Consider the following 24,355-nt stretch of genomic DNA (forward strand, 5'->3'; position numbering starts at 1 on the left):
GTGACCACACGGCTCTACTGCTTCCCGCACGCCGGGGCGACCGCCGCGGTGTACCGGCCGTGGAAGGAGCTGACCGGCCCGGACGTGCGGCTGGTCGGCCTGGACCGGCCCGGCCGGGGCACGGCGGCGCGGCACCCGAAGCTCGCCGGGCTGCCCGCCCTGGTGGACTGGACGGCCGGGCGGCTGCTCGACGACCTGCGCGAGGCCCGCGCCGAGCGGCCCGACGTGGGCTGGGCGACCTTCGGGCACAGCTTCGGCGCGCTGCTCGGGCTCGCCGTGGCGGGCCGGGTGGCGGCGCTGCTGGGGGAGGACCCGAGGTGCGCGGTGCTGTCCGCCGCGCTGCCGCCCGCCTTGCAGGAACCCGGCGACGTGACCACCGCGCTGTCCGACGCGGAACTGCTGGACAAGATCATGCGCGACGGCGGCACCCCGTCCGAGCTGACCACCTCCAGCGCGATGACGGGCTACTTCCTCGCGCTGATGCGCGAGGACTACCGCATCCGGGCGCAGTACCGGGAGCAGACCGGGCTGCGGGTGGACTTCCCGCTGGTGCTCGTCGCCGCCACCGACGACGTGCACGTCCGGCCCGCGCAGATGTGGCGGTGGGCCGGGCACACGAGTGCGCCCACCCGGCGGGTCGAGGTGCCCGGAGACCACTTCGCGGCCATCCGCGACCCGCGCGCGGTGCTCGCGGTGGTGCACGAGGCGACCAGCCCGTCGGCGGCGACCTCCGACGAGGGGAGATGACGTGGAGACCAACGCGTACGAGGCCGAGCACGAGGACTTCCGCGCCCTGTGCCGGGTCTTCCTGGAACGGGAGGCGGTGCCCTACCACGACCAGTGGGAGCGCGACGGCCTGATCAACGACGCGCTGTGGAAGAAGGCCGGCGCGGCCGGGCTGCTCGGCGTGGACGCGCCGGTCGAGCACGGCGGCGGCGGCCAGGCCGACTTCAGGTTCACCGCGGTGTTCGTCGAGGAGCTGACCCGGGCGGGCGTGACCGCACCGGGACTGGTGGCGCACAACGACATCATCTCCTCCTACCTGGCCACCCGGACCACGCCGGAGCAGCGCGCGCGCTGGCTGCCCGGCCTGTGCTCGGGCGAGCTCATCGCGGCCATCGCGCTGAGCGAACCCGAGGCGGGCTCGGACCTCGCGGGCATCCGCACCACGGCGGTGCGCGACGGCGAGGAGTACGTGCTCAACGGGCAGAAGACGTTCATCACCAACGGCGAGAAGGCCGGCCTGGTCGTGGTCGCCGCCAAGACCGCGACCCCGCGCGGCGCGCCCGGCATCAGCCTGTTCGTGGTGGAGAGCGGCACCCCCGGCTTCACCCGGGGCCGGCGGCTGGACAAGCTCGGCTGGCGGGCCAGCGACACCAGCGAGCTGTTCTTCGACGACTGCCGGGTGCCGGCGGCCCACCTGCTCGGCCGGGAGAACGCCGGGATGGGCTACCTGATGGGCGGGCTGCCGCGCGAGCGGACGTGCATCTCCGCGGTCGCCGTGGCCACCGCGGAGAAGATGCTCGCCGACACCCTGGAGCACGCCCGCACCCGCAAGGCCTTCGGTCAGCCCATCGGGTCGTTCCAGCACAACAAGTTCGTGCTCGCGTCGCTGGACACGGAGGTGACCCTGGCGCGGGTGTTCTTCAACCACTGCGTGGCGGAGCTCAACGCGGGCCGGTTGACCGTGACCGACGCGGCCAAGCTCAAGTGGTGGACCACCGAGCTCCAGGTCCGCGTCGCCGACCGCTGCCTGCAACTGCACGGCGGGTACGGCTACCTCAGGGACAGCCCCATCGCCCGGGAGTGGTCCAACAGCCGCGTGCAGACGATCTACGGCGGCACCACCGAAATCATGAAAGAGCTCATCGGTCGATCTCTCGGCCTGTGACGGCCGGAAAGGACATGTGCTGTGGGAGAAGCTGTGGAACCCCGGGTGCCGACCGTCTACGAGTGGGCCGGGGGCGCGGAGGCGTTCGAGCGGCTCACCGAGGTCTTCTACCGCAAGGTGATGGTGGACGACCTGATCGCGCCGCTGTTCCGGCGGATGAAGCCCGAGCACCCGCACGACGTCGCGGTGATGCTGGGCGAGGTGTTCGGCGGGCCGACGAAGTACACCGACGAGCACGGCGGGTTCAAGCGGCTGGTCGGCAAGCACCGCAACCGCGACATCCAGCCCGAGCAGCGCGACCGCTGGGTGCGGCTGATCCTGGAGGCGGCCGACGAGGTCGGGTTCCCGCAGGACCCCGAATTCCGGTCGGCGTTCGTGGGCTACCTGGAGTTCGGCTCGCGTCGGGCGATGGCGAACTCGAAGCCGGGCGCGGTGCCCAAGGAGCGGGACTCGTTGAAGCAGTGGGGTTGGGGTGAGGCCCCTCCCGGCGGCGAGTGACCGCCGCGCGCGTCGAGCCGGGACCGGAGCGGTCCCGGCTCGACGCGGTGCGCGCCCGGGTCGTCGCGGACGGCCCGCGCCCGGCCGGGGCGGCGACGAGGGGGAGGCGGTCCACATCGGACCGGCCCTGCGGGTTCGTGCCCTGCGGGTTCGTGCCCGGCCGGGCTGGTCGCGGACCCCGTGCGGGGAAGGGGATGTCGCGCCGGAGCTGGGGACTCCGGCGCGACATCCATTCGCGCGGCACGGGCCCGTCTGGGGGGGTGCGGGCCCGCTCGCGTGGTCACCGGAGCCGCCGGGCGCGGAGGCGTCGTCGGAGGGCGTGCCGGGTGGCCTGTCGGGAGACTCGCACCGGCGACCGGGAGTCCGCAATGCGTTTCCCGGAAACGGCAACGCGGACTACTGCCCGGCGTGGCTGCGCACCCGCAGGTGGATCCGCTCGCCCTGCGGTCCCAGGATGTTGAGCACCTCGACCGGGAGCTCCCCGGTGCTGCCGAACCAGTGCGGCAGCCGGGTGTCGAACTCGGCGGCCTCGCCCTCCTCCAGCACCACCTCCTGGTCGGCCACCACGAGCCGCAACCGGCCGGAGAGCACGTAGAGCCACTCGTACCCGTCGTGCGTGCACAGCTCCGGGGTGTTGCGCGAGGGCGGGATGATCGTCTTGAACGTGTGGCGCGCTCCGGTCCGGCGGGTCAGCGGGAGCACCACGCTGCCGTCCACCCGCCGGGGCGTCGGCCGGTTGCGCGGGTCGACCACCTCCGGCCCGCCGATCAGCTCGTCCAGCGGAATCCGGTAGGCCCGCACGACGGGCAGCAGCAGTTCCAGGCTCGGCCGGCGCTGCCCGACCTCCAGGCGGGACAACGTGCTCTTGGAGATGCCCGTCATCCCCGACAGCGCGGACAGGCTGAGCCCGCGCTGGGTCCGGAGCCGCTTGAGCCGGGGACCGATGTCGGCGAGGGCCCCGGAGATGTCCGCGAACTGGGTCATGCCCGACATGACACCACGCCCGCAATCCCGGAAACAGCAACGAAGTTTGCTCACCCGTCACCGCCGGTCCGGTCCCGGCGCGGCGAGTGCTCCGGCCGCTCCCAAGGGGACCGTCGCACCCGGGTCCCGGCGACGGTTCACGGCGAGCTGCTCAGGCCGGCCGGGGCGTCTCGTCCACCCCGAGGGTGAACACGTCCGGCCGCGCGTAGTGGCCCACCGGGTCGAAGTCGAACCCGGCCCGCGCCAGGTCGCCCAGGTCCAGGTCCGCGCTCAGCACGCCCTCGCCGTCGCGCAGCGGCCCGGCCAGGACGTCGCCCAGCGGCGAGACGATCATGCTGCCGCCCGCGATGAGCACGGTGGCCGGGTCGTCGTCCCGCGCCGGGCGCACGTCGGCCGGCTGGTCGGCCCGCGTGAGGTACTGGTTGGCGCTCAGCACGAAACAGCGGCCCTCGCGGGCCACGTGGCGCATGGTGACGCCCCAGCCCTCGCGGTCGTCCACGGTCGGCGCGCACCACAGGTCCACGCCCTTCGCGTACATCGCCGTGCGCAGCAACGGCATGTAGTTCTCCCAGCAGATCGCCGCGCCCAGCCGCCCCCGGCCGGTGTCGAACACCGGCAGCGTCGAGCCGTCGCCCCGGCCCCAGAGGAACCGCTCGGCGGCGGTCGGCACGAGCTTGCGGTGCAGGCCCAGGTAGCCGTCCGGGCCGAAGAACAGCGCCACGCAGTACAGCGTGCCGCGCCGCCGTTCGATCGCGCCGATCACCACGTGGCAGCCCAGTTCCCGGGTGAGCGCGGCCAGCCGGTGCGCCTCCGGCCCGGGGACGGTGATGGCGGACTCGTGGTAGCGGCGGAACAGGTCCCGGCCCTCCGGCGTGCGGTCGCCCACCGTGACGCCGAAGTCCAGCCCCTTGGGGTAGCCGCCGAGGAACGCCTCCGGCAGCACCACCACCTCGGCCCCGTTGCCGGCCGCCCGGCGGATGAACTCCAGTGCCCTGGCGAGGTTGTCGGCGGTGTCGAACAGGCGGGCCCCGGCCTGGACGACGGCGGCGCGCACGGTGCTGGTCATGCCCGCGACGTTACGCCGCGTCACCGGCTCGCGGCGGCGGGTCGGCCCCGGTCGGCGAAGTCGACCTCCCCGGTCGGCACCGCCGCCGCCGTGCGCCCCGGCGCGGTCTGGAACGACCAGTACAGGTTGGTGTGCGCGACGACCTGGGCCGGCGGCGGCGCGCCCCACTCCGACAGGTCCTCGGTGGTGTGCGCGTCGGAGACCAGGGTGGTGTCGTAGCCCCGGACGAAGGCACCGTGCACAGTGGACCGCACGCACGCGTCGGTCTGCGCGCCGACCACGACCAGCCGCCCGACCCGCAGGCCGGCCAGCACCTCCTCCAGCACGGTGGCCTCGAACGAGTCGCCGTGCTCCTTGGCCACCAGCGGTTCCACCGCGTCCGGCACCAGCTCCGGCACGATCCGCCACTGCTCGCTCCCCGGCGGCAGCTCCTCGGAGGAGTGCTGCACCCACACGACCGGAACGTCCTCCTCGCGCGCCTTCGCCACCAAGGTCCCGATGTTGGCCACCACCGACTCGCGGTCGTACGCGCCGGCGAGCACGCCGTTCTGCACGTCGACGACGAGAAGCGCGGTGTTGGGCCGTTGGTCCAGTGTGGTCATGATCTGCCCCTCCACGCGGTCGTGCGGTCACCCACGACAGTAGCCGCCGCCCACGGCCGGGTCCGCAACCCCCGCGAGCGGACCTGTCACGCCGAAGGGCCCCGTGCGGTGCATCGGTATCCGGGTGAATGCCGGCCTTGTGCGTCACGTGACCTACTGGCCGGAGCCGCCCGGCGGGACCGTGGTGATCATGGCGAACTCTGGTCGGCCCGTGCACCCGGGGTCGTGGGCGCGCGAGGTGTGGGTGCGGCGGCGGTGGGACCTGTGCGCGGTGGTGTGCTGGCAACTGCTGCTCGTGCAGTTCGGTGCGGTGTGCCTGGTGGTCCGCGCGGTGCCGGTGGTGCTGGGACCGGCGCGGAGCGGCCGGACGTGGTCGGAGCGGTTGGCACCGGCGGACGCGGTGGAGCTGGTGCTCGACGCGCTGGGGTTGCCGGGTGCGCTGCTGGTGAAGTGGGCAGTGGTGGTGGTCTGGCTGCACCGCCGGGCGGCGGCGCGCCGGGCCGGGGTGCGCGGCGCGGGGGACCCGGTCGTCCGGAGTGGACGGCCGGGTCCCCCAGGGGCAGGGGTCAGGCGGGTCCGGTGGGCAGGTCGCCGACCCGGCAGCCGGGCACCCCGGGGGTGTCGCGGGTGATCGCCTCCACCTCCTCCTGGGCCTTGGTGGCGTCGTTGACCCACGTCTTGTAGAAGTCGAACGGGCAGTCGGCCACGCCCTTGTCGCCCTCGCCCGCCGCGTGCACGCCGGTGTAGCCCCGGTGCAGGAGCTTGTACAGGTGGTTCTGCGACTGGTCGTGGTGGCGCGCGTCGCGGATCGCCGACACCGAGAGCTGCGCGTACTGGATGCCGTACTCCTCCTCGCCCGTCTCGCCGAGGGTCCGGCCGTCGAAGCCGATGATCGAGGAGTGGCCGAAGTAGGAGTACACGCCGTCGAACCCGGCGGCGTTGGCCACCGCCACGTAGCAGTTGTTGGCCCACGCCATGGCCTTGGCCATCAGCACCTGCTGGTCCTTGGCCGGGTACATGTAGCCCTGGCAGCGCACGACGAGTTCCGCGCCCTTCATCGTGCAGTCCCGCCAGATCTCCGGGTAGTTCCCGTCGTCGCAGATGATCAGCGAGATCTTGAGGCCCTTCGGCCCCTCGGTGACGTAGGTGGCGTCACCGGGGTACCAGCCCTCGATCGGGCACCACGGCAGGATCTTGCGGTACTTCTGCACGATCTCGCCGGCGCTGTTGATGAGCACCAGCGTGTTGTACGGCGGCTTGTGCGGGTGGTCCTCGTGGCGCTCGCCGGTGATGGAGAAGACGCCCCAGGTGTCCGCCCGGCGGCACGCCTCGGCGAAGATGTCGGTCTCCTCGCCGGGCACGGAGGCGGCGGTCGCGAACATCTCGCCCGGGTCGTACATGATGCCCTGGGTCGAGTACTCCGGGAACACCACCAGGTCCATGCCGGGCAGGCCGGTCTTCATGCCCACCACCATGTCCGCGATCGCGCGCGCGTTCGCCAGCACCTCGGCCCGGGTGTGCAGCCGGGGCATCTTGTAGTTCACCACCGCGACGCCGACGGTGTCGGGACTGGCGGAGATGTCACCGTGTCGCATCAGCTCTCCTTGGCCGGGAGGGGCGGGGGGCGGACGACGTGCGCCGAGGCGACGGGCACCGCGTCCGCGTTCCCCCGGCGGACCGGCACCGCGCGTGCGCCTCCCCATTGGCACCACTTGTAATATTTTCAAGTGAAGGTAATTGGCCGTCCAGGGCACGTCAAGGGGCCCGGGGGAGCGGCGGGGGCGGTCAGCGCCCGGGGTGCAGGCGGGTGATGACGTCGAAGTCGTAGCCGTTCGCGACGGCCAGGTGCACGTGCTGCTCGGCCTGCGGGCCGTGGAACTCCACCGTCCCGCGTGGACCGTGGTAGGCGACGCCGTCGATCGCGGCGTTCAGCTCGGTCAGGCCGGTCGTGCCCGCCCGCCGCACCAGGCTCGCCAGCGTGCGCAGCCCCTCGTAGCAGGACTCCGCCGCGTTGTTCAGCGCCGGCGCGGTCGGGCCGTGCAACCCGACGTACCGACCGAGCATGTCCATCGCGTCGGCGTTGACCATGGACCGGAAGTACGCCGCCGACACGAACAGGTTCCGCGTCGCGTCATTCCCGCTGGCCAGGAGCATGTTCTCCTCCATCAGCGGGCTGAACCGCACCAGGCGCTCGTGCAGGCCGCGCGCGGCGAACGCGCGGTTGAACCCGACCGCGTCCTGACCCACCAACAGCATCAGCACGCCGTCGCACGCCGACCGCTCGACCTGCCCGACCACCCGCGCCATGTCGTCGGTGCCCAACCGCACGAACGCCTCGCCCGCGATCCGCAGGTCCAATTCGTGCGCGTACCGGCGGACCGCCGCCGCAGAGGTGTGCGGCCAGACGTAGTCGTCGCCGACGAGGAACCAGTCGCGCGCGCCCACGTTGTCCCGCAACCACTTCAGTGCCGGCGCGAGTTGCAGCCGGGGCGTCTCGCCGCAGCAGAAGATGCCGGGACGGCGTTCGCCGCCCTCGTACAGGGAGGTGTAGACGTAGGGCAGCCGGCCCGCCACGACCGGTGCGATCGCGTGGCGCACCGAGGAGATGTGCCAGCCGCTGACCGCGTCCACCCGGCCGGCCGCCACCAGCTCGCCCAGCTCCGCCGCCACCCGCTCGGGCGCGTCGCCGCCGTCGACCACCTCGAACGTGACCTCGCGCCCCAGGAGGCCGCCCTCGGCGTTGAGCTCGCGCGCGGCCAGCTCGGCGATCGCCTCGCAGGACGGCCCGAACAGACCGGCCGGCCCCTGCAAGGGGATCACCAGGGCGACGCGCCAGTCGGCGCGGGCACGCGAGGCGACTCCTGCCATCCGGACAACTCTCGACCCTCGGCTGTTGTTTTCCCGTGGAAGTTTTACAATCGGTGGCACGTTCCGCAAGAGGGAGGGTCCGTGGGCGAGCCGCTGACCAGAGCGCTCACCAGGGCGGTCCGCACGGTGACCGGCCACGTCGAGCGGGTGTTGCGCCCCGAGGGCCTCACCCTCGACCAGTGGCTGGTGCTCGCGGCCCTGGCCGAGGAGTCCGACCTGACCATGACGGAGCTGACCGCCCGCACCCCGGCCAGCGGCCCCACCGTGACCAGGGTGGTGGACAAGCTGGTCAGCACGGCGGCGGTGTACCGCGAGGTGGACCCCGAGGACCGGCGTCGGGTGCGCGTCCACCTCAGCCCGCGCGGCCGGGCGCTGCACAAGCGGCTGGCCGTGCGGGTGGCCGAGGTCGAACGCGCCCTGCTCGGCCAGGCCGACGCGACCGTGCTCGACCTGCTGCACCGCCTGGCCGAGAGCTGACCCGCACCGGGCTGCCGTGCGGCGGACCGGACCACCGCCGCCGTTGTGCGGGATTCCACCGAGGCCCATACGGTCGGTGGCAGTCGCACGAGGAGGTCGGGAGTGGATCGGTGGCAGTACGCGACGCTGTTGGCGCTGTGCCTGGTGGTGACCGTGCCGCTCGAACCGCTCGGTGCCGGGGTGTACCGGCGGGGCGCGGGCACGCTCGCCCGGACGCTGTGGCCCGTGGTGGCGCTGTTCGGCGCGTGGGACCTGGTGGCGATCGCGCGCGGGCACTGGACGTTCGCGGACGAGTTCACCCTGGGGGTGGTCCTGCCGGGCGGGATGCCGGTCGAGGAGCTGTTCTTCTTCGTGGTCATCCCGCTGTGCGCGCTGTCGACCTACGAGGCGGTGGACGGCGTCGTCCGACGCCTCCCGGTCGGGAGCGTGCGTGCCTGAGTACCTCGTGACGGCGGTGGTGTCGGTGGTCCTGGTCGTCGCCGTCGAGTTGTTCGCCTGGCGCACCGGACTCTTCCGCAAGCCCGCCTACTGGCTCGCGCTCGCCGTCGTCCTGGCCTTCCAGATCCCGGTCGACGGCTGGTTGACCAAGTTGACCGCCCCGGTGGTCCGCTACGCCGACTGGACGATCAGCGGCCTGCGGATACCGTGGGACATCCCAGTGGAGGACTTCCTGTTCGCCTTCTCGATGGTCACCCTGACCCTGTTGCTGTGGGAGCGCCGCAAGGAGGCCGTGCGATGACCGGTGTCACGGCCGGCACGGTGCCGGGCGCGTTCGACGCCTCCGCACCCGGCTACGACCTGCTGGTGGGGCTGAACCCCGGCTACCACGCGGCCCTGCGCGCGGCGGCCCGTGCGCTGCGCCTGCCCGACCGGGGTCGGGGAGCGCGCGTGCTCGACCTGGGCTGCGGCACGGGTGCCTCCACCGCCGCGCTGCTGGAGGTCGCGCCCGAGGCCGAGGTGGTGGCCGTCGACGCGTCGGAGGGGATGCTCGCCGCCGCGCGCGGCAAGCGGTGGCCGGGACGCGTCGAGTTCGTCCACTCGCGGGCCGAGGACCTGGCCGCCACGGGCGTGACCGGACCGTTCGACGCGGTGTTCGCCGCCTACCTGGTGCGCAACCTGCCCGACCCGGACCCGGTGCTGCGGCACGTCCGCGACCTGCTGGCACCCGGCGCGCCGTTCGTGGTGCACGACTACTCGATCGCGAACTCCGCGCTGCGCCGCGCGATCTGGACGGCGGTGTGCTGGTCGGTGGTGATCCCGGCGGGCTGGGTGGTCACCCGGGACCGCACCCTCTACACCTACCTGTGGCGCAGCGCCCTGGCCTTCGACGACGCCGACGCGTTCCGCGACCGGTTGCGCCGCGCCGGGTTCACCGGCGTGCGCCGGGGCAGCGCGGGCGGGTGGCAGCGGGGGATCACGCACACCTTCCTCGGGCGCGCCCCGGAGCACCGGTGAGGGGGCGCGACCGCCGGGCGGTGCGGATCGACCCGCCGCCGGGCGGGCCGACCCTCGACGGGACCAGGACCGTGGCCGTCGTCGGCGGTGGTGTGGCGGGACTGGCCGCCGCGACGGTGCTGGCCGAACGCGGCGCGCGGGTGGTGCTCTACGAGCGGGAGGACCACCTGGGCGGACGTGTGGGCGGGTGGCCGACCCGGCTGGCCGACGGCAGCGACGTCACGATGACCCGCGGGTTCCACGCGTTCTTCCGCCAGTACTACAACCTGCGGGCCCTCGTCGCCCGGGTCGACCCGGGCGGTACGGCGCTGGTCGGCGTGCCGGACTACCCGCTGTGGCACGCCGGCGGACACCGCGAGGGGTTCGCCGGGCTGCCGCGCGCGGTGCCGTGGAACGCGTTGGCGTTCCTGAGCCGCAGTCCGACGTTCGCGTGGCGCGACCTGCCCGACGTGGACGCGCGCGCCGCCCTGCCGATGCTGGACGTGTCGGTGCCCGGCACCTACGACGCGCTGGACCACCTGGACGCCGCGACCTACCTGGAGCGCGTCCGGTTCCCGAAACCCGCGCACGCCCTGGCGTTCGAGGTGTTCTCCCGCAGCTTCTTCGCCCACCCCCGCCAGATGTCGGCGGCCGAGCTCGTCACCATGTTCCACATCTACTTCCTCGGGTCCTCCGAGGGGCTGCTGTTCGACGTCGCCGCCGACCCGTTCCCGCACGGCCTGTGGCAGCCGCTGGCCCGTCGCCTGGAACGCCTGCGCGCCACCGTGCGCACGGGCACACCGGTCGAGGCGGTGTCCACCGGCGGGTCCCGGGGGTTCGTGGTGCACGCCACCGACGACGTGGAGGTCGACGCGGTCGTGCTCGCGGCCGAGGTGCCGGGGCTGCGCGCGGTCGTGGCCGCGTCGCCCGACCTCGGCACGCCCGGGTGGCGGGACTCGATCGCCGCGCTGGAGACCGCGCCGCCGTTCCTGGTGTCGCGCTACTGGTTCGACCGGCCGGTCCGCGCCGACCGGCCGGGATTCCTCGGCACCAGCGGCTACGGCCCGCTGGACAACGTCTCGGTGCTCGACCACTTCGAGCACGAGGCGAGGGCGTGGGCGGCCCGCACCGGCGGCTCGGTGGTGGAGCTGCACGGCTACGCCCTGGCCGAGGTGGACGGCGCGGAGAAGCTCCTCCTGGACCAGCTCCACCAGGTGTACCCGGAAACGCGCGAGGCGCGGACCGTCGACGAGCGCCACGAGCTGCGCGCGGACTGCCCGCTGTTCCCGCCCGGCGGCTGGCGGTCCAGGCCCACCGTGGTCACCCCGCAGGACGGCCTGGTGCTGGCGGGCGACCTGGTCCGCGTCGACCTGCCGGTCGCGCTGATGGAACGCGCCGCCACCACGGGTTTCACCGCGGCCAACCACCTGCTCGGCCGCTGGGGCGTGCGCGGCACCCCGCTGTGGAGCGTGCCGACCAAGGGGCGCGGCCCGATCCTGCGGGGGGTGGCCCGCACCTGGGGCCGCAACCCGAGCTGACCACGTCCCGCAGAACGCGCCGAAGCCCCCACCAATCCGGTGGGGGCTTCGGCTTCCCGTAGGCAGTCCCACCGCGCCGGCGTGGAGGACGGGCCCCGCTCGCACCGCTCCGGGGAGGCGGTACACCCGCCGCCCCCTGTACGGGACAGAACGCCTAGGGGAGGGTGACCTCTTTGTGCCGCACCGCGTAGCGCCGCTCGGCGTAGGCGAGGTCGTCGCGCCACAACCGGGCCGCCGCCCACCTCATCAACGGGCGGATCACCGGTGCCGCCGGGCGGGCCAGGGCGAAACCGCGACGGGACGAGTGGGCCACCGTCGCCTCGATCACGGCGGTGCGCGGCGCGCCGTCGGGACCCAGGCCCAGGGGTGTCGCGTGGGTCTCCACGACGCTGCCCTCCCCTTCGCCCGACACGATGTGCATCACCACCGTGCGCGGCTCCGGACAGGTGAACGCCGCGACCACCGGCACGCCGAGCCGGCCCGCGAGCTTGAACGTCACCTCGACCAGGAACCGGTCCTCGTCGTCGGTCGGCGTGTCGACCACCCGCAGGTTCGCGAACGAGTACGGGTGGAACCACGCGCCGTGCCACGGGTCCAGCCGGTTCGCCACCACGTCCTCGGGCTCGCACCGGCCGATCACCGTGGTCACCGCGTCGATCGCCCCGGCCGCCGGGCGCACGGGCAGCACGGGCGCGGGCAACGGCTCCTCGTCGCCCACGTCGTCCAGCCGCACCCAGGCCAGGACGCCGTCGTCGTGCGCCGGGTACGGGCACCAGCTCCCGAACTTCTTGTCGCCCAAGGCCAAGCCGTGCCACCGGCACACCACCTCGCCCCGGTGCACGGCCCCGTCGGCGAGCGGCGCGCCCAGGTGCGGGCACACGCCCGGCCCCGCCCGCAGACCACCGTCCGCGCCGCGCCAGAGCACGACCTCGCGACCGGCGACGACCCGCCCGAACGGCACGTCGCCGGAGACCTCCCGGCTCGCGCACACCGTGTACCAGTTGCCCGACGGGCGGGAGGTCGCGCGGGTCAGCGCGGCCCCGATCACCGCCGGCGCGGCGGCGCGCCAGGTCGGTTCCTGCTCGGGCCACGGGCGGCTGCGGAACAGCCGCAGCGGCAGGTTCGGCACGGGTCTTCTCCCAGGAGGTCGGCGGCCCGGCTCAGCGGGCCAGGGCGGCGCGGGCGAGGGCGGGCAGCGCCACGGCCAGCCGGCGGCCCGGCGAGACCACCACCCGCCGCGACAGCACGTCGTAGTCGGCACGCTCGACCAGGTCGAGGATGCGCTGGTAGAGCCGGAACGCCGTGGCGACGCACGGCCGCGACCGCCGGTCGAGCACGGCCACGCCGGGCTCGGCCTCGCGGTAGGCCCGCCGGGCCCGCTCCACCTGCGCCGCCAGCGCGGCGCGGACGCGCCGGTCGACCCGGCCCGTGGACCGCGACCAGACGAGCAGCTCGCGGTCCACGCCACACGCGGCGAGTTCGTCGACCGGCAGGTAGACCCGGCCCCGGTCCAGGTCCTCGCCGACGTCGCGCAGGAAGTTGGTGAGCTGGAACGCGACGCCCAGCGCGGCGGCGGCGGGCTCGGCCTCGGCCCGCGGCACGGTCGTGCCCAGCACCGGCAGGACCTGCAACCCGATCACCGCCGCCGACCCGTACACGTACCGGGCGACGTCGTCCCAGGTCGGGTACTCCGCGACGGTCAGGTCCATCCGCATCGAGACCATGAAGTCGTCGAAGTACTCGCGGGGCAGCCCGTAGCGGCTCGCGGTGTCCAGCAGCGCCGAGATCACCGGGTCGTCGCTCGCGCCGGTCCGGAAGCCCTCGTCCAAGCGCCGCTCGACGGCGGTCAGCTCCACCGCGCGTTCGGCACCGGTGCGGCCGTCGTGCACCTCGTCGACGATGTCGTCCACCCAGCGGGCGAAGCCGTACAGCGCGTGCACGGCGGGCCGCCGGTCGGCCGGCAGCAGGCGGGTGGCGAGGTAGAAGGTCCGGCCGTGCCGGGCGTTGAGCGACCGGCACCGCCGGTACGCCTCGCGCAGCGCCGGATCGGTGATCTTCGCCGCGTCGAGTTCTCGATCCGCAGACATCAGGGTTCGACTCCTCGTCCTCGGGCACCCGGAGCCCACGCTAGATCGACACCACCCCGTTCGCACAACGGGCGTGCTCATCATGCGGAAGCCGTACAACACTGCTTGGTTAAACAGCGGATCGCACTTCGTGAGGAGGCCGCATGTCGCTCATCGCCGTCGGGCCGATCGTGGACGACGACCTGCCCCTCCGCTTGGCGGAGGCGCTGGAGGAATACCTGGTGCAGCGCCGGGACGCGGACCTCGCGCCGGAACTGGTCGCCGCGCTCACCGAGCTGGTGCTCGGGGGAGGCAAGCGGCTCCGCCCCACCTTCGCGTGGTGGGGCTGGCGGGCGGCGGGCGGCGCGGCCCGTGGCGCGGAAGCCGACGCGGTGCTGCGCGCCCTGGTGTCGCTGGAGCTGCTCCAGTGCTGCGCGCTCGTGCACGACGACGTCATGGACCGGTCGACCGCGCGGCGCGGTCGACCCACGGCGCACCAGGCCTTCGCGGCGCGGCACCGCCGCGAGCGCTGGGCCGGTGACGCCGACCACTACGGGGACTGCGCCGCCGTCCTGGTCGGCGACCTGGCCCTGGCCTGGGCGGACGACGCCCTGGTCACCGCGGGTCTGCCCGGACCCGCCCTGGTCCGGGCGTGGCGTCCGTGGCAGGCGATGCGGACGGAGATGATGGCGGGCCAGCACCTCGACCTGCTCGGCGGCGCGCGGCGGACCGAGTCGGTCGAGGCGGGCCTGCGGGTCGCCCGGCTCAAGACCGCCGCCTACACCGTCGAACGCCCGCTGCACCTGGGCGCGGCCGTCGCCGACGCGCCGCCCAACCTGATCGCGGCGCTGCGGGAGTACGGCCGGGACATCGGCGTGGCCTTCCAGCTCCGCGACGACCTGCTGGGCGTGTTCGGCGACGTGCGGCTGACCGGCAAACCCGTCGGCGAGGACCTGCGCGAGGGCAAGCGGACCCCGCTCATGGCCACCGCGCTCGGCCTGGCCCGCGCCGCCGGCCGGGAGGACGCCGTCCGCGTGCTGCGCCACTGCCTGGAGGGCGGTGGTCCACCCGGGCACGACCTGGCCGACGTGCGGGCGCTGCTGCACGAGCTGGGCGCGGTCGCCGTGATCGAGAAGCGCATCGCCGCGCTCACCGCGTCCGGCCTGTGCGCGCTCGACCGCGCGGTGGTCCTGCCGATCGCGCGGGACCGCCTCACCGACCTGGCCGAGCAGGCGACGGCGAGGAAGTGGTGACCGCGCACCGGGTGCACCCGGCTCCCACCCGCCGCGCCGGGACCGACGTGGCGGGGTGCGCATGAGCGGCGGACCGGTCGTGGTGGTCGGGGCGGGGCTCGCCGGGCTCTCCGCCGCGCTGCACCTGCGCGGTGACGGGCACGAGGTCGTCGTGGTGGAGCAGGCGGCCCACCCCGGCGGGCTGATGGGCAGGCTGGACCTCGACGGGCACGCCGTCGACACCGGACCGACGGTGCTGACCATGCCGGAGCTGGTGGACGAGGCGCTGGGGGCCGTGGGCGACCGGATGGCCGACCGGGTGGACCTGGTGCGGCTGGACCCCGCGTACCGCGCGGTGTTCGCGGACGGGAGCGCGATCGACGTGAGCACCGACGCCGCCGCGATGGAGCAGGCCGTGCGGGAGTTCTCCGGCGGTGCCGACGCCGAGGGGTACCGGCGGCTGCGGGTCTGGCTGACCCGGCTGTACGAGGTGCAGCGGGACCGGTTCATCGGGGCGAACTTCGATTCGCCGCTCGACCTCGTCGGCCGTGATCTCGCGGTGCTGGCCGGGCTGGGCGGGTTCGGCAGCCTCGCCGGCGCGGTGGGCAGGTTCCTGGACGACCCGCGCCTGCGGCGGGTGTTCACGTTCCAGGCGCTCTACGCGGGCGTCGCGCCGCAGGACGCCTTGGCCGCGTACGCCGTCATCGCCTACATGGACACCGTGGCGGGGGTGTGGTTCCCGCGCGGCGGGATGCGGCAGGTGCCCGCCGCGATGGCGGACGCGGCGCACGCCGCCGGGGTCGAATTCCGCTACGGCACCGAGGTGCTGGGGCTGGAGCGGACCGGCGACCGGGTGCGGGCGGTGCTGGTGGCGGGCGAGCGGATCGCGTGCGGTGCGGTCGTGCTGGCCACCGGGCCCGCGCAGACCACCCGGCTGCTGCGCGGCCGGCCCCGGCGGACCCTCCGGTGGTCGCCGTCGGCGGTGGTGGCGCACCTGAGCGCGACCCGGGTCGTGGACGACCTGGCGCACCACACGATCTCCTTCGGCGACGCCTGGGAGAGCACCTTCGACGAGATCATCTCGCGCGGCGCGCTGATGTCGGACCCCTCGCTGCTGCTCACCACACCCAGTCGCACCGATCCCTCGCTGGCCCCGCCCGGCCGGGACCTGCACTACCTGCTGGCACCGTGCCCGAACCTCGACCGCAATCCGCTGCGCTGGGACCTGCGCGGTTCCCGCTACGCCGACGAACTCGTGGACACCCTGGTGCGGCGCGGGCTGATCGCCTCCGGCGACGACGTCACGAGGCTCGCCCTGACCACCCCCGACGACTGGGCGGCCGGTGGCCAGGCGGCGGGCACGCCGTTCTCCGCCGCCCACACCTTCGGCCAGACCGGTCCGTTCCGGCCGCGCAACCTGCCGTTCCGACGCGGCAACGTCGTGCTGGCCGGCAGCGGCACGACGCCGGGGGTGGGCATCCCGCCGGTGCTCATCTCGGGCCGGCTGGCGGCCCTGCGCCTGCGGGAATCCGCACCCACCACGCGCAAGCGCGCGCTGTCGGGATGACCGGCACGGCTCCGGCCGGCGGGGCGCACCCGCCGGCCGGTGTCAGCGCGCCTGCGCGGCGCGTTCCTCGGCCGCGAGGGCCTCCTCCACGCTGTGGTGCAACGTCAGCGCCTCGTCGAGCCCGGTGATCTCCAGCGGCCGGATGACCGTGCGGTTCCCGTCGACCACGATGCGCAGGCGGCCCCGCCGGGCGATCGCCTGCCACGACGTGGTGACCAGGGCGGTGAGCCCGGCCGGGTTCAGGAAGGTCACCCCGGTCAGGTCGAGCACGCACGTCGGGCAGTCGTCGACCGCTGCGGCCACGGCGGTGCGGACGTCGTCGGACGAGCCGTCGTCCACCTCGCCGGAGACCTCGACGACCGGGATGCCGTCGACCTCGTGCCGGGTGATGCCGGTCACCGGCCGGCCCCGTGCACGACGGTCAGCAGCGGGCTGGTGGGCCGGTCCAGCTCCAGTTCGGCCCACACCGTCTTGTGCGTCCTGCGGTGCAGGACACCCCATTCGGCGGTCAACCGCTCCACCAGCACCATGCCCCGACCGCCGGTGTCGTCGGCCGAGCGGATGCGCGGGCGGTGCTGGTCGGTGTCGTCCACCTCGACCCGGAACCGGCGCGGCAGCACGGACAGCCGGCAGCGCAGCGGCGGGGTGCCGTGGCGGCGGGCGTTGCCGACCAGTTCGTCCACCACCAGCACCGCGTCCTCGGTGACGACGCCGCCGTGGTCGTGCAGCAGATCTGCGACCAGCCGCCGGATCTCCCGGTTGGACGTGGTGGCCAAGTCGCGGGTCACGTCGGCGGAACCCCCGTCGTCCCCACCGGCCGAACCTTGTCCTGTCGTCATCAGGCCCTCTCCTGTGGTGGGTGCTTGATCGGCCAGTGGCGAGGTACCCGGTGCCCGCGCCGCGCAACCACCGCTGAGCTGTGCCGACAGCGAAAACGGCGGTTGTCACCCGATGGATCACCGCCCGCCGGCCCGGTGGGGCACCTCGCCCGGCCTGCCGTTTGGGGTGGTCCGTCCGGGGTAAGCACGGGTGTGCGGCGGTGCGAACCCGTCCCATCGGACAGGAGGAGAACCATGGCGAGTGCCGACCTCCCGGAGCCCGGCGCGAAGTCGGAGCTGCGGTGCCGGGCCTCCGGCGTCGAGTTCACCCTGAGGTCGAAGCCGGTGGTGGTCGACTTCACCGGCACCTGCCGGCTCACCGCCGAACCCGACCCCGACTCCCCGGACTCGGTGCGGCTGCGGGTCTCCGGCCTGCGGTTGGTGGCCGACCTGCCCGACCCCGGCGGTCGGGAGGACGGCGGCACGGTCACGCTGGAGCAGGACGCCGACGACGCAGACGGGGTGCTGCGCCCCCGGCCCGACTCGCCGGCGCGCTTCGCGAACGACCTCGTCGTCACCCTCGGCGCGGTCGTCGAACAACCCGACGGGGTGGTCCACGCGGCGGCCAGGAACGCGGTGGGGTTCAGCACCGCGCGGGCGTCCGCCCCGTCCGGGCACGGGCGCTACGAGCTGTCGGACCCGGTCGACCTGATCATGCCGGACGCCCCCGAGGTGACCGTCGCGCAGATCCACAGCCTCGTCCTGCACCTCGATCCGGCCTGACGGCCCGCTCCGGGTCGCGGCCGGTGGTCACGCCTTGTCCAGGCGGGGGAAGGCGACCTCGCGCAGGATCAGCAGGAGCGCCGCCGCGATCGGGATGGCGACCAGCGCGCCGACCACGCCGAGCAGCGCGCCGCCCAGCAGCACGGCGACCACGGTGACCAGGGCGGGCACCTTGACCGCCCGGCCGATGATCCTGGGCACCAGCACGTAGTCCTCCAGCACCTGGTAGGCCAGGAAGAACCCGATGGTCATCAGGCCGACGGTCGGCGACACGGTGAACGCGACCAGGCTCACGATGATCGCACCCAGCGCCGCGCCGACCACCGGCACGAGGTCGAGCAGGGCCACCGTGACGGCCAGCAGCAGGGCGTAGGGCACCCCGAAGGCCAGCAGCCACAGGAACGTCAGCGCGCCGGCGATCAGGGAGATGGTCAGGTTGCCCAGGACGTAGCCGCCGACCTTGGCGAAGATCTCGTCGCCGATCAGGATGACCCGGGGCCGGCGCGAGTGGGGCACCAGCCGGTACAGGCCCTGGCGGATGCGCGGCAGGTCGGCCAGGAAGTACACCATCAGCACCACCACGACGAGGAAGTCGCCCACCGCGCCCAGCACCGCCTGCCCGGCACCGAGCACGCCGCTCATCCAGTCCTGGGACCCGCCGGAGACCAACTGCTCCACGCGCTCGCGCACCCCGAAGCGCTCGTCGAGCCTGCCGAGCGCGGAGTGCTCGTCCTGCAAGTCCCTCAGGTAGCCGGGCACCTCGTCGGCGAACTCCCCGGCCTGGTCGACGATCACCGGGATCGCCGCCGCCAGGAAACCGCCCACCAGGCCCAGCACCCCGACGAACACCACCGTGACCGCCGCCCAGCGCGGCAGACCGCGACCGACGAGCCACGACACCCCGGGTTCCAGCCCGATCGCGATGAACCACGCCAGACCGAGCAGCACCAGCATGTCCTGGGCGGTGATCAGGAGCTGGGCCAGCAGGTAGGTGGTGGCGACCCCGGCCGCGCCGAGCATGCCGACGAAGAACGGCGAGCGGTGGTTGAGCGGTTTGCCCGGCCGCCCCAGGGGTTGCTGCGGCGTGCTGATCTCCGCGGCGATCGCCTCGGCCTCGGCGACCGGCCCCTCCTCGTCCTCCCGGTGCGGCTGGGCCACCAGGTCGTGGTGGCCGCTCTCGCTCGGCGACGCCGAGTCGCTCTCATCGCGGGAGGAGTCCGACAATCCCATGTTGCGCCCTTCGCCACCACCACCCCGCACACCACGGGCGATGAGGAGCTACCCGTTCCCGTTCACGGCCAACCCGCCACGTGTGGTGGTGGGGTAGTGGTGCGGAGCTCGGGGGCCGTGTCACCCTCGGCGCTCCCGCGAGGCCACCGGGTCCGGTGACACCACTCCCGGACCACGCGTACGGCCGGGGGAGTCAGGACCGCGTCGTCGTCAGCCGCAGGAGTGCGTAGGTGGTGGTGCCGCTCGCGGTGGTGTGCGTGCGGACCAGATCGGCGAGCTGGTTGACCAGCAGCAGCCCCCGGCCCGAGTACTGCCCCGGCACCGGCGGACGGCGTCCGGCCAGCCGGTCGGCGAGGTGCCCGCCGTCCTCGACGGCGCAGACCACGTGGTCGAAGTCGCGCCACAGCCGGAGCCGGCAGCCGCCGGAGGTGTGCCGGAGGCTGTTGGTGACCAGTTCGGTGGCGATGAGTTCGAGGTCGGCGGCGCGCTCGACGTCCAGGCCGAGACGTCGCGCCTGCCCGGTGGTGAACCTGCGCGCCTCCCGGAGCTGCGCCGTCGTGGCGACCAGGAGGTCGACCGCGTCCGGACCGGCGTCGAGCGGCCGGTTGTAGCGGTCCACGACGGCGTCCGGCGCGTACCGCTCGCTGGCGTAGCGCCGTCGCCGTTCCCACACCACGGGGTGGGTGGCCAGCGCGTCGGTCAGCACCCGGTCGTCCAGCGCGGAGGTGTCGTAGGGGCAGACGATGGTGACGTCGCGCCCGGCGAAGGCGTGGTTGATCAGCGCCTCGTGCTGGGCGCAGGCGGGGTACTCGGCGGTGCTGCGGCCGGCCCAGATCGGCTCGCCGACGATGCGCACGTGCCCGTCGCGGTTGGCGTCGGCGAACCGGCGCAGCACGGTGGGGATGATCCGCCCCGGGTTGCGCCCGGCGGTCTCCATGTCGATCATCGTCACGTCGTCCGAGCTCGCGCCCAACGCCTCGGTCAACAGCCGCAGACGCGCGCGGGGCACGGCCACCGCCACGGGGTGGCCTTCGCGCAGCCCGTCGGTGACGAACGGAACGAGCGCCGTCAGGTACTCGTCGTCGGACCCGTAGAACAGCGCGGGGTGCACGAACTCGTGCGGCGCTGTCACGCGTGTGTCGGTCATGCGGCTCTTTCCACGTGCACGTTGGGCAGGTCCAGCGCTCCGGCCAGTCGGGCGACCCCCGGCCAGGAGGTGCGCAGCACGAGCGTGGCATCGCGGTCGTCGGCGTGTTCGGCCAGGCGCAGGAGGCCGTTGTGGTCGAGGAAGGTCAGCTCGTCGGCGTCGAGCACGAGACGGCCCTCGTGGGGGCGCAGGTCCGCGTGGACCAGCGCCGAGGTGAACAGCTCGTCGGTGAGCGCGTCGACCTCGCCGCCCAGGGCGGTGCCCTCCGGTCCGGAGGCGTGCAGCCGGAAACCGGCGAGCTCGGCGTTCGTGTTCGGGTGCAGGCACGCGAGGTGGGCGATCCTGCGCCCGTCCAGCCGACCGCTGTCGTAGGCGCACAGCGCCGAGAAGGGACGCGTGGCCATGTAGCGGTCGATCAGGTGTTCATAGCGCGCGAAGGCGTCGAGCTGGTCATCGGTGAGCACCAGGGACGTGCAGTCGGCGGCCACCCGCAGGCCGGTGAACCCGGCCGCCAGCGCCTCCCCGGTGGCCTGCGCGTAGTGCCGCACCTGGGCCGCCGGGTCGACCACCGCGCCGTGCGGGTGGACGGCGTCCAGCGACGCGACCTCGGCCGAGCCGTCGTCCAGGGCCCGTGCCAGGTCGGGACTGCCGTGCAGGTCCTCGACCAGCGCGGGCACCTCTCCGGACGCCAGGTAGACGCTTCGCTGGCCGAGGGCGAGGCCGTCGAGGAGGAACTCGCGGGCGCGCAGCCGGAAGTCGGCCGGGTCGTCGTACTGCCAGCACACGTGGTCGTGGACCCCCAATCCCCGTGCGTCTGCCACCACACCGGACTTTCGCATGCGCGGTAGTTTACCGACCAGGAGAAGCCCTTTCCGTCGGCGAGGGGCGAGCCGTGCCCCGCCCCCGGCGATCACCTCTCCCGGTCTCCTCCGGACGCGCGGAACGCGGCGGCCTTGTGGGTGCCGTCGCAGAACGGCTTGAGGGCCGATTTGCCGCACCGGCACAGGGCGACGGTGCCGCGTCCCGGGTCGATGAGCTCGCCGTCGTGGGTGCGCAGCTCGAAGTCGCCCCGCACGAGCAGGGGACCGTCTTCGTAGGAGGTGATGGTGGCCCGTTCGGTCATGCGGTGCGCTCCAGTGCCGAGGTGTGCAGGGCGGACAGGCCGAGGCCCCACCGGTCGAGGAGCGCGCCGGCGAATTCGGCTTCCACGGCCAGGCAGGCCGCCGCGCCGAACAAGACGTCGCCCGCCGCGTCGGGGTGGGCCTTGGCGTAGGTGCCGCACAGGTCGTGGGCGGCGATCTGCTCGTGGACGGCGTCGGCTTCGACGTGCTCGTCGTAGAACCGGGTCGCCCGCTCGTCGCCGCCGAGCCGCCGCAACCCGTTGCCGTAGCGGCGGTTGGGCAGCGACGAGGTCATCTCGAACGCGGCCAGGTGCCCGACCAGCGCGCCGGTGAGGTTCCGGTTGAGGCCGAACAGCGAGATGGTGTTGGTGACCGCGAGGGTCACCGCCGGTGCCCGGTCGACGTAGTGGCCGTAGGTGTCGTCCAGGTCCAGCGCGCGCATGACGTCGCGGAACAGCTCGGAGTGCATCCGCTCGACCCGCCCGCCGCCGTACTCGTCGGCCTGGATCTCCACCAGCGCGGCCTTGGCGCGGCCTTCGAGGCGGGGGATGGCCCAGGAGTGCGGGTCGGCCTCCTTGAGGTGGTAGACCGAGCGCAGCGCCACGAACTCGCGGAACTGCTCCAGGGTCGCCTCGCGCTGGAGGTACCCGGCCAGGGACGGCCCGTCGTCGGCGGCGACGAGGTCGGCCAGTGCGTCGGGCACGGCCTCCGGCGCGACCGCCGGGGTGGGGGCGAGGGCGCGCAGCCCGGCGAGGAACCGGTCTTCCAGTCGTCTGCGCCACGAGATCAGGTCCGGTGACCACTCCCAGGTGTCGTCGACGTCGTCGAACCCCCGGTAGTGCAGCTCGTAGCACATCCAGAGGCTTAGCTGGAGGTCGTGGTCGTGCAGGACGTCGGCTGTCCGCGCGTCGTCGGGCCCCGGCTGGACGCCGTCCTGCGACCGGCGCAGGGTCTCGACCAGCGTGGCGCTGAGGGGCCCTCGGGGCTGGGGCAGTCGCATGGCGCTCCTCGGGAGTCTGATGGGCTTTCGCGAGTGCGGCATACCCCCGATCGGCGCACCCGAAGCGCCCGCGCTCCGCAATCCACCCCGCCGGCGGGCAAGCTGGATCACACGCGGTGACGACGCCCACGTTTGGCCCTGATCGCCCGCGGTCGATCAGGGCCCGGCCGGGCCGCCGCTCAGCTCACGCCCAGCGAGTCGAGGATCGCCGGGATGACCTGGTTCGCCGCGTTCCGGTGGCCCCGGGCGTTGGGGTGCACGAGAGCCGCCCCCTGCGGGGACCGGGCGAAGACGCCCTCGACCCACTTGGTCGAGTCGCAGGCGCTGTGGTCCCGGGAGGGGGAGTGCAGGTCGACGAAGACGTCCCCGTGGTCGCCGGCGGCTCGCTCGATCTCCGCGTTGAGCGGTTCGAGCACCTCGTCGCGGAGCCAGCCCAGGTCGCCCGGGGTGATCGACGCGAACTGCTCCCGGTCGCCGTACCGGCACTTGGCCGTGTCGGCGGGCACGATCGTGGGGTAGCCGACGACGACGACCTCGGCGCTCGGCGCGCGCTGCCGGAGGGTGTCGAGCAGGCCGTGGAAGTCCTCGCGCACCTCGGCCAGCCGGGCGGGGACGGAGTCGGCCAGCTCGTCCCGACAGGGCGTTCCCGCGCCCCCGCTGCCTTCGCCCAGTCGCAGGCAGGTGACCAGGACCTGGGCGAACCCGAGCGTGTCGCCGCCCGCGCCGACGGTGATCAGGTCCGTCGCGGAGCCCACCGCCGAGGACTGGGGCGGCACCGGGGCGAAGGGGTGGTCCGGGTCTTCGGAGAACGGCGGCAGGTGGCGGCCGATCGGGTTCTGCGGGGTGGCGGCGACGTCCTCGACGGTCGCCGCACCGCAGCTCACGTTGGTGAGGTCGACCAGCGAACCCAGCTCGCGGTCGACGACCTGGGGGTAGGCCAGGTCGGTCCGGTCGCAGCCGTCCCGGGGGACCTCGAAGGTCTCGCCCGCCGCCGGGACGACCCCGGCGGTGTAGGAGTCGCCCAGCGCCACCCAGTCGAAGCCGGCCAGGACGGCCGGGGCCGCGCCGGCGAAGAACGCGGGTGTGCAGACGCCCGCTGTGACGGCTGCGGCAGAGCCCAGGACGGCCAGTCGAGTGCGGACGTTCGCCACTAAATCCTCCCGGAGACGCGGTGTCGGCGGCGCGAACCGTACAAGGGAGGTAACTCTGCGCACGAGGAATACTACGCACCGCTACCGAGAATCAGTCTCCAAGGTCTGCCCGGTCGCCGATGGCGTGTTCCGAACGGGTGAGCCCGGCCTGACGGTCACGACCCCGGCGCTACTTCGCCTGCTGTCGGCGCACCACCTCGGTGATCCAGACCGGCGCGAACGGCGAGGTGCAGTTCGGGGGAGTCGGGTAGTCCTTGAGCACTTCGAGGCGTTCGCCGATGTCGATCGCCCGCGCGCGGTGCTCGGCGTGGTCGATCCCGATCTGGGCCAGGCAGTGGTTCATCGCCCACTGGAGCCGGTCCGGGGCGTCGCGCAGGCCCGCTTCGATCACGTCGAGCAACCCGGTGAGGTCGAGTCCCCCGGGCTTCTTGGCCACGCGGTCGGTGGTCAACGCCCACCCGGCGCTCGCGACGACCGCATCCGGGTCGGCGAACCAGGCCAGCCGCAGCTCTTCGGCGTGCGGGCTCTTCTTCACCACGTAGTTCACGAGCCAGTCGTGCAGCTTGGGGGTGGGCGCCTCGCGCAGCATGACGTCGAGCTCGGCGCGCTCGAACGCCTTGGGGCGGCAGATCAGGACGGCCGGCAGCCGCGCCGCCGAATCCGCCGTCCCCCACAGTTCGAGCGCGAGCTCCTGCTGGGTCTTCAGCCGCTTCGCGAGCGCGCGCAGCGCGCCGAGGTTCACCCCGTGGTCGTCGCCGTGCCTCTCGTTCACCTCGCGCGCCCTGGGGTCGTCGAGCGCGGCCAGCTCGGCCATCGTCGCGGCCACCGTCGTCCGCACCGCTGTCGTCCGCACCGCTGTCGTCCGCACCGCTGTCGTCCGCG

General features: G+C 73.6%; 28 protein-coding genes. 12 read left to right on the forward strand and 16 right to left on the reverse strand.

The window, feature by feature from the left end:
- From AB0G01_RS25245 to AB0G01_RS25255, 3 genes are read left to right on the forward strand one after another with little or no spacing between them, the layout of a single operon-like run.
- Positions 1–747: an alpha/beta fold hydrolase gene (locus tag AB0G01_RS25245; RefSeq protein ID WP_360949576.1), complete on the forward strand. Its 747-nt coding sequence runs from the start codon at positions 1–3 to the stop codon at positions 745–747.
- A gap of 1 nt (position 748) precedes the next feature.
- Entirely contained in the window at positions 749–1,891 is a 1,143-nt protein-coding gene (locus AB0G01_RS25250) for an acyl-CoA dehydrogenase family protein (protein ID WP_360949579.1), read from the forward strand.
- A 21-nt stretch (positions 1,892–1,912) separates the two neighbouring features.
- A complete protein-coding gene (locus AB0G01_RS25255) occupies positions 1,913–2,389 on the forward strand; it encodes a group II truncated hemoglobin (RefSeq protein WP_360949582.1) in 477 nt (158 codons plus the stop codon).
- 396 nt (positions 2,390–2,785) lie between these two features.
- Here AB0G01_RS25255 and AB0G01_RS25260 read toward each other — a convergent pair whose 3' ends face one another.
- From AB0G01_RS25260 to AB0G01_RS25270, 3 genes are all read right to left on the reverse strand, one after another.
- The gene (locus AB0G01_RS25260; protein ID WP_360949585.1) at positions 2,786–3,373 is read right to left on the reverse strand and encodes an XRE family transcriptional regulator; all 588 of its coding nucleotides are present in this window, start codon (positions 3,371–3,373) and stop codon (positions 2,786–2,788) included.
- Positions 3,374–3,524: 151 nt separating this feature from the next.
- Positions 3,525–4,439 carry a nitrilase-related carbon-nitrogen hydrolase gene (locus AB0G01_RS25265; protein ID WP_360949588.1) on the reverse strand — a complete coding sequence of 305 codons (915 nt, stop codon included), beginning with the start codon at positions 4,437–4,439 and terminating at the stop codon, positions 3,525–3,527.
- 20 nt (positions 4,440–4,459) lie between these two features.
- On the reverse strand, positions 4,460–5,041 hold the full coding sequence (locus tag AB0G01_RS25270) for an isochorismatase family protein (protein ID WP_360949591.1): 582 nt from the start codon (positions 5,039–5,041) through the stop codon (positions 4,460–4,462).
- A gap of 190 nt (positions 5,042–5,231) precedes the next feature.
- On the opposite strand from AB0G01_RS25270, the gene AB0G01_RS25275 reads away from it, so the two are divergent.
- On the forward strand, positions 5,232–5,672 hold the full coding sequence (locus tag AB0G01_RS25275; protein WP_360949594.1) for a hypothetical protein: 441 nt from the start codon (positions 5,232–5,234) through the stop codon (positions 5,670–5,672).
- Here AB0G01_RS25275 and AB0G01_RS25280 read toward each other — a convergent pair.
- Together AB0G01_RS25280 and AB0G01_RS25285 are read right to left on the reverse strand one after the other, a co-directional pair.
- On the reverse strand, positions 5,608–6,636 hold the full coding sequence (locus AB0G01_RS25280; RefSeq protein WP_360949597.1) for an aliphatic amidase: 1,029 nt from the start codon (positions 6,634–6,636) through the stop codon (positions 5,608–5,610). The two genes, AB0G01_RS25275 and AB0G01_RS25280, sit on opposite strands and share 65 nt — an antisense overlap.
- Before the next feature lie 190 nt (positions 6,637–6,826).
- A complete protein-coding gene (locus AB0G01_RS25285; protein ID WP_360949599.1) occupies positions 6,827–7,909 on the reverse strand; it encodes a substrate-binding domain-containing protein in 1,083 nt (360 codons plus the stop codon).
- A gap of 81 nt (positions 7,910–7,990) precedes the next feature.
- Between AB0G01_RS25285 and AB0G01_RS25290 the strand changes: the two genes are divergently transcribed.
- From AB0G01_RS25290 to AB0G01_RS25310, 5 genes are all read left to right on the forward strand, one after another.
- On the forward strand, positions 7,991–8,386 hold the full coding sequence (locus AB0G01_RS25290; protein ID WP_360949602.1) for a MarR family transcriptional regulator: 396 nt from the start codon (positions 7,991–7,993) through the stop codon (positions 8,384–8,386).
- A gap of 102 nt (positions 8,387–8,488) precedes the next feature.
- The gene (locus tag AB0G01_RS25295; RefSeq protein ID WP_360949605.1) at positions 8,489–8,824 is read left to right on the forward strand and encodes a lycopene cyclase domain-containing protein; all 336 of its coding nucleotides are present in this window, start codon (positions 8,489–8,491) and stop codon (positions 8,822–8,824) included.
- A complete protein-coding gene (locus tag AB0G01_RS25300) occupies positions 8,817–9,125 on the forward strand; it encodes a lycopene cyclase domain-containing protein (RefSeq protein WP_360949608.1) in 309 nt (102 codons plus the stop codon). Before AB0G01_RS25295 ends, AB0G01_RS25300 begins: the two co-directional genes overlap by 8 nt.
- Entirely contained in the window at positions 9,122–9,841 is a 720-nt protein-coding gene (locus AB0G01_RS25305) for a class I SAM-dependent methyltransferase (protein ID WP_360949611.1), read from the forward strand. Before AB0G01_RS25300 ends, AB0G01_RS25305 begins: the two co-directional genes overlap by 4 nt.
- Entirely contained in the window at positions 9,838–11,358 is a 1,521-nt protein-coding gene (locus AB0G01_RS25310; RefSeq protein WP_360949614.1) for an FAD-dependent oxidoreductase, read from the forward strand. The genes AB0G01_RS25305 and AB0G01_RS25310 overlap by 4 nt, the downstream gene beginning before the upstream one ends.
- Before the next feature lie 154 nt (positions 11,359–11,512).
- Here AB0G01_RS25310 and AB0G01_RS25315 read toward each other — a convergent pair whose 3' ends face one another.
- Positions 11,513–12,487, reverse strand: a complete 975-nt coding sequence (locus AB0G01_RS25315; protein WP_360949617.1) for a DUF5914 domain-containing protein — start codon at positions 12,485–12,487, stop codon at positions 11,513–11,515.
- A gap of 31 nt (positions 12,488–12,518) precedes the next feature.
- Positions 12,519–13,445 carry a phytoene/squalene synthase family protein gene (locus tag AB0G01_RS25320; RefSeq protein ID WP_360949620.1) on the reverse strand — a complete coding sequence of 309 codons (927 nt, stop codon included), beginning with the start codon at positions 13,443–13,445 and terminating at the stop codon, positions 12,519–12,521.
- 143 nt (positions 13,446–13,588) lie between these two features.
- On the opposite strand from AB0G01_RS25320, the gene AB0G01_RS25325 reads away from it, so the two are divergent.
- Both AB0G01_RS25325 and crtI read left to right on the forward strand, forming a co-directional pair.
- The gene (locus AB0G01_RS25325; RefSeq protein WP_360949623.1) at positions 13,589–14,677 is read left to right on the forward strand and encodes a polyprenyl synthetase family protein; all 1,089 of its coding nucleotides are present in this window, start codon (positions 13,589–13,591) and stop codon (positions 14,675–14,677) included.
- Positions 14,678–14,738: 61 nt separating this feature from the next.
- Positions 14,739–16,223, forward strand: a complete 1,485-nt coding sequence (gene crtI, locus AB0G01_RS25330) for a phytoene desaturase family protein (RefSeq protein ID WP_360949626.1) — start codon at positions 14,739–14,741, stop codon at positions 16,221–16,223.
- 42 nt (positions 16,224–16,265) lie between these two features.
- On the opposite strand, the gene AB0G01_RS25335 is transcribed toward crtI, so the two are convergent.
- Together AB0G01_RS25335 and AB0G01_RS25340 are read right to left on the reverse strand one after the other, a co-directional pair.
- Positions 16,266–16,622: an STAS domain-containing protein gene (locus AB0G01_RS25335; RefSeq protein WP_360949629.1), complete on the reverse strand. Its 357-nt coding sequence runs from the start codon at positions 16,620–16,622 to the stop codon at positions 16,266–16,268.
- On the reverse strand, positions 16,619–17,062 hold the full coding sequence (locus AB0G01_RS25340; RefSeq protein WP_360949632.1) for an ATP-binding protein: 444 nt from the start codon (positions 17,060–17,062) through the stop codon (positions 16,619–16,621). Before AB0G01_RS25340 ends, AB0G01_RS25335 begins: the two co-directional genes overlap by 4 nt.
- Before the next feature lie 234 nt (positions 17,063–17,296).
- Here AB0G01_RS25340 and AB0G01_RS25345 point away from each other — a divergent pair, with 234 nt between their 5' ends.
- A complete protein-coding gene (locus AB0G01_RS25345) occupies positions 17,297–17,824 on the forward strand; it encodes a hypothetical protein (RefSeq protein ID WP_360949635.1) in 528 nt (175 codons plus the stop codon).
- A gap of 27 nt (positions 17,825–17,851) precedes the next feature.
- Here AB0G01_RS25345 and AB0G01_RS25350 read toward each other — a convergent pair whose 3' ends face one another.
- From AB0G01_RS25350 to AB0G01_RS25380, 7 genes are all read right to left on the reverse strand, one after another.
- On the reverse strand, positions 17,852–19,054 hold the full coding sequence (locus AB0G01_RS25350; RefSeq protein ID WP_360949638.1) for an AI-2E family transporter: 1,203 nt from the start codon (positions 19,052–19,054) through the stop codon (positions 17,852–17,854).
- Between the two features lie 193 nt (positions 19,055–19,247).
- Positions 19,248–20,201, reverse strand: coding sequence for a sensor histidine kinase (locus AB0G01_RS25355; RefSeq protein WP_360949641.1), 954 nt, complete (start codon positions 20,199–20,201; stop codon positions 19,248–19,250).
- Positions 20,198–21,040, reverse strand: a complete 843-nt coding sequence (locus AB0G01_RS25360) for an MEDS domain-containing protein (protein WP_360949644.1) — start codon at positions 21,038–21,040, stop codon at positions 20,198–20,200. Before AB0G01_RS25360 ends, AB0G01_RS25355 begins: the two co-directional genes overlap by 4 nt.
- A gap of 71 nt (positions 21,041–21,111) precedes the next feature.
- The gene (locus tag AB0G01_RS25365) at positions 21,112–21,324 is read right to left on the reverse strand and encodes a CDGSH iron-sulfur domain-containing protein (protein ID WP_360949647.1); all 213 of its coding nucleotides are present in this window, start codon (positions 21,322–21,324) and stop codon (positions 21,112–21,114) included.
- Complete coding sequence (locus AB0G01_RS25370) at positions 21,321–22,322, reverse strand: iron-containing redox enzyme family protein (protein ID WP_360949650.1); 1,002 nt, start codon at positions 22,320–22,322, stop codon at positions 21,321–21,323. The genes AB0G01_RS25365 and AB0G01_RS25370 overlap by 4 nt, the downstream gene beginning before the upstream one ends.
- Positions 22,323–22,501: 179 nt before the next feature.
- Positions 22,502–23,473 (reverse strand): SGNH/GDSL hydrolase family protein, encoded by a 972-nt coding sequence (locus AB0G01_RS25375; protein WP_360949653.1) that lies wholly within the window; start codon positions 23,471–23,473, stop codon positions 22,502–22,504.
- A gap of 169 nt (positions 23,474–23,642) precedes the next feature.
- Positions 23,643–24,287, reverse strand: a complete 645-nt coding sequence (locus AB0G01_RS25380; protein ID WP_360949742.1) for a DNA alkylation repair protein — start codon at positions 24,285–24,287, stop codon at positions 23,643–23,645.
- Positions 24,288–24,355: the final 68 nt, after the last annotated feature.

The organism is Actinosynnema sp. NPDC023587 (assembly GCF_040640215.1).
Lineage (GTDB): Bacteria > Actinomycetota > Actinomycetes > Mycobacteriales > Pseudonocardiaceae > Actinosynnema.

Coding starts and splice junctions, on each gene's coding strand:
- AB0G01_RS25280 (WP_360949597.1), bottom strand. CDS start 6,636: ATGCGACACGGTGACATCTCCGCCAGTCCCGACACCGTCGGCGTCGCG.
- AB0G01_RS25325 (WP_360949623.1), top strand. CDS start 13,589: ATGTCGCTCATCGCCGTCGGGCCGATCGTGGACGACGACCTGCCCCTC.
- AB0G01_RS25345 (WP_360949635.1), top strand. CDS start 17,297: ATGGCGAGTGCCGACCTCCCGGAGCCCGGCGCGAAGTCGGAGCTGCGG.
- AB0G01_RS25320 (WP_360949620.1), bottom strand. CDS start 13,445: ATGTCTGCGGATCGAGAACTCGACGCGGCGAAGATCACCGATCCGGCG.
- AB0G01_RS25340 (WP_360949632.1), bottom strand. CDS start 17,062: ATGACGACAGGACAAGGTTCGGCCGGTGGGGACGACGGGGGTTCCGCC.
- AB0G01_RS25265 (WP_360949588.1), bottom strand. CDS start 4,439: ATGACCAGCACCGTGCGCGCCGCCGTCGTCCAGGCCGGGGCCCGCCTG.
- AB0G01_RS25260 (WP_360949585.1), bottom strand. CDS start 3,373: ATGACCCAGTTCGCGGACATCTCCGGGGCCCTCGCCGACATCGGTCCC.
- AB0G01_RS25270 (WP_360949591.1), bottom strand. CDS start 5,041: ATGACCACACTGGACCAACGGCCCAACACCGCGCTTCTCGTCGTCGAC.
- AB0G01_RS25355 (WP_360949641.1), bottom strand. CDS start 20,201: ATGACCGACACACGCGTGACAGCGCCGCACGAGTTCGTGCACCCCGCG.
- AB0G01_RS25370 (WP_360949650.1), bottom strand. CDS start 22,322: ATGCGACTGCCCCAGCCCCGAGGGCCCCTCAGCGCCACGCTGGTCGAG.
- AB0G01_RS25360 (WP_360949644.1), bottom strand. CDS start 21,040: ATGCGAAAGTCCGGTGTGGTGGCAGACGCACGGGGATTGGGGGTCCAC.
- AB0G01_RS25305 (WP_360949611.1), top strand. CDS start 9,122: ATGACCGGTGTCACGGCCGGCACGGTGCCGGGCGCGTTCGACGCCTCC.
- AB0G01_RS25365 (WP_360949647.1), bottom strand. CDS start 21,324: ATGACCGAACGGGCCACCATCACCTCCTACGAAGACGGTCCCCTGCTC.
- AB0G01_RS25285 (WP_360949599.1), bottom strand. CDS start 7,909: ATGGCAGGAGTCGCCTCGCGTGCCCGCGCCGACTGGCGCGTCGCCCTG.
- AB0G01_RS25380 (WP_360949742.1), bottom strand. CDS start 24,287: ATGGCCGAGCTGGCCGCGCTCGACGACCCCAGGGCGCGCGAGGTGAAC.
- crtI (WP_360949626.1), top strand. CDS start 14,739: ATGAGCGGCGGACCGGTCGTGGTGGTCGGGGCGGGGCTCGCCGGGCTC.
- AB0G01_RS25275 (WP_360949594.1), top strand. CDS start 5,232: ATGGCGAACTCTGGTCGGCCCGTGCACCCGGGGTCGTGGGCGCGCGAG.
- AB0G01_RS25350 (WP_360949638.1), bottom strand. CDS start 19,054: ATGGGATTGTCGGACTCCTCCCGCGATGAGAGCGACTCGGCGTCGCCG.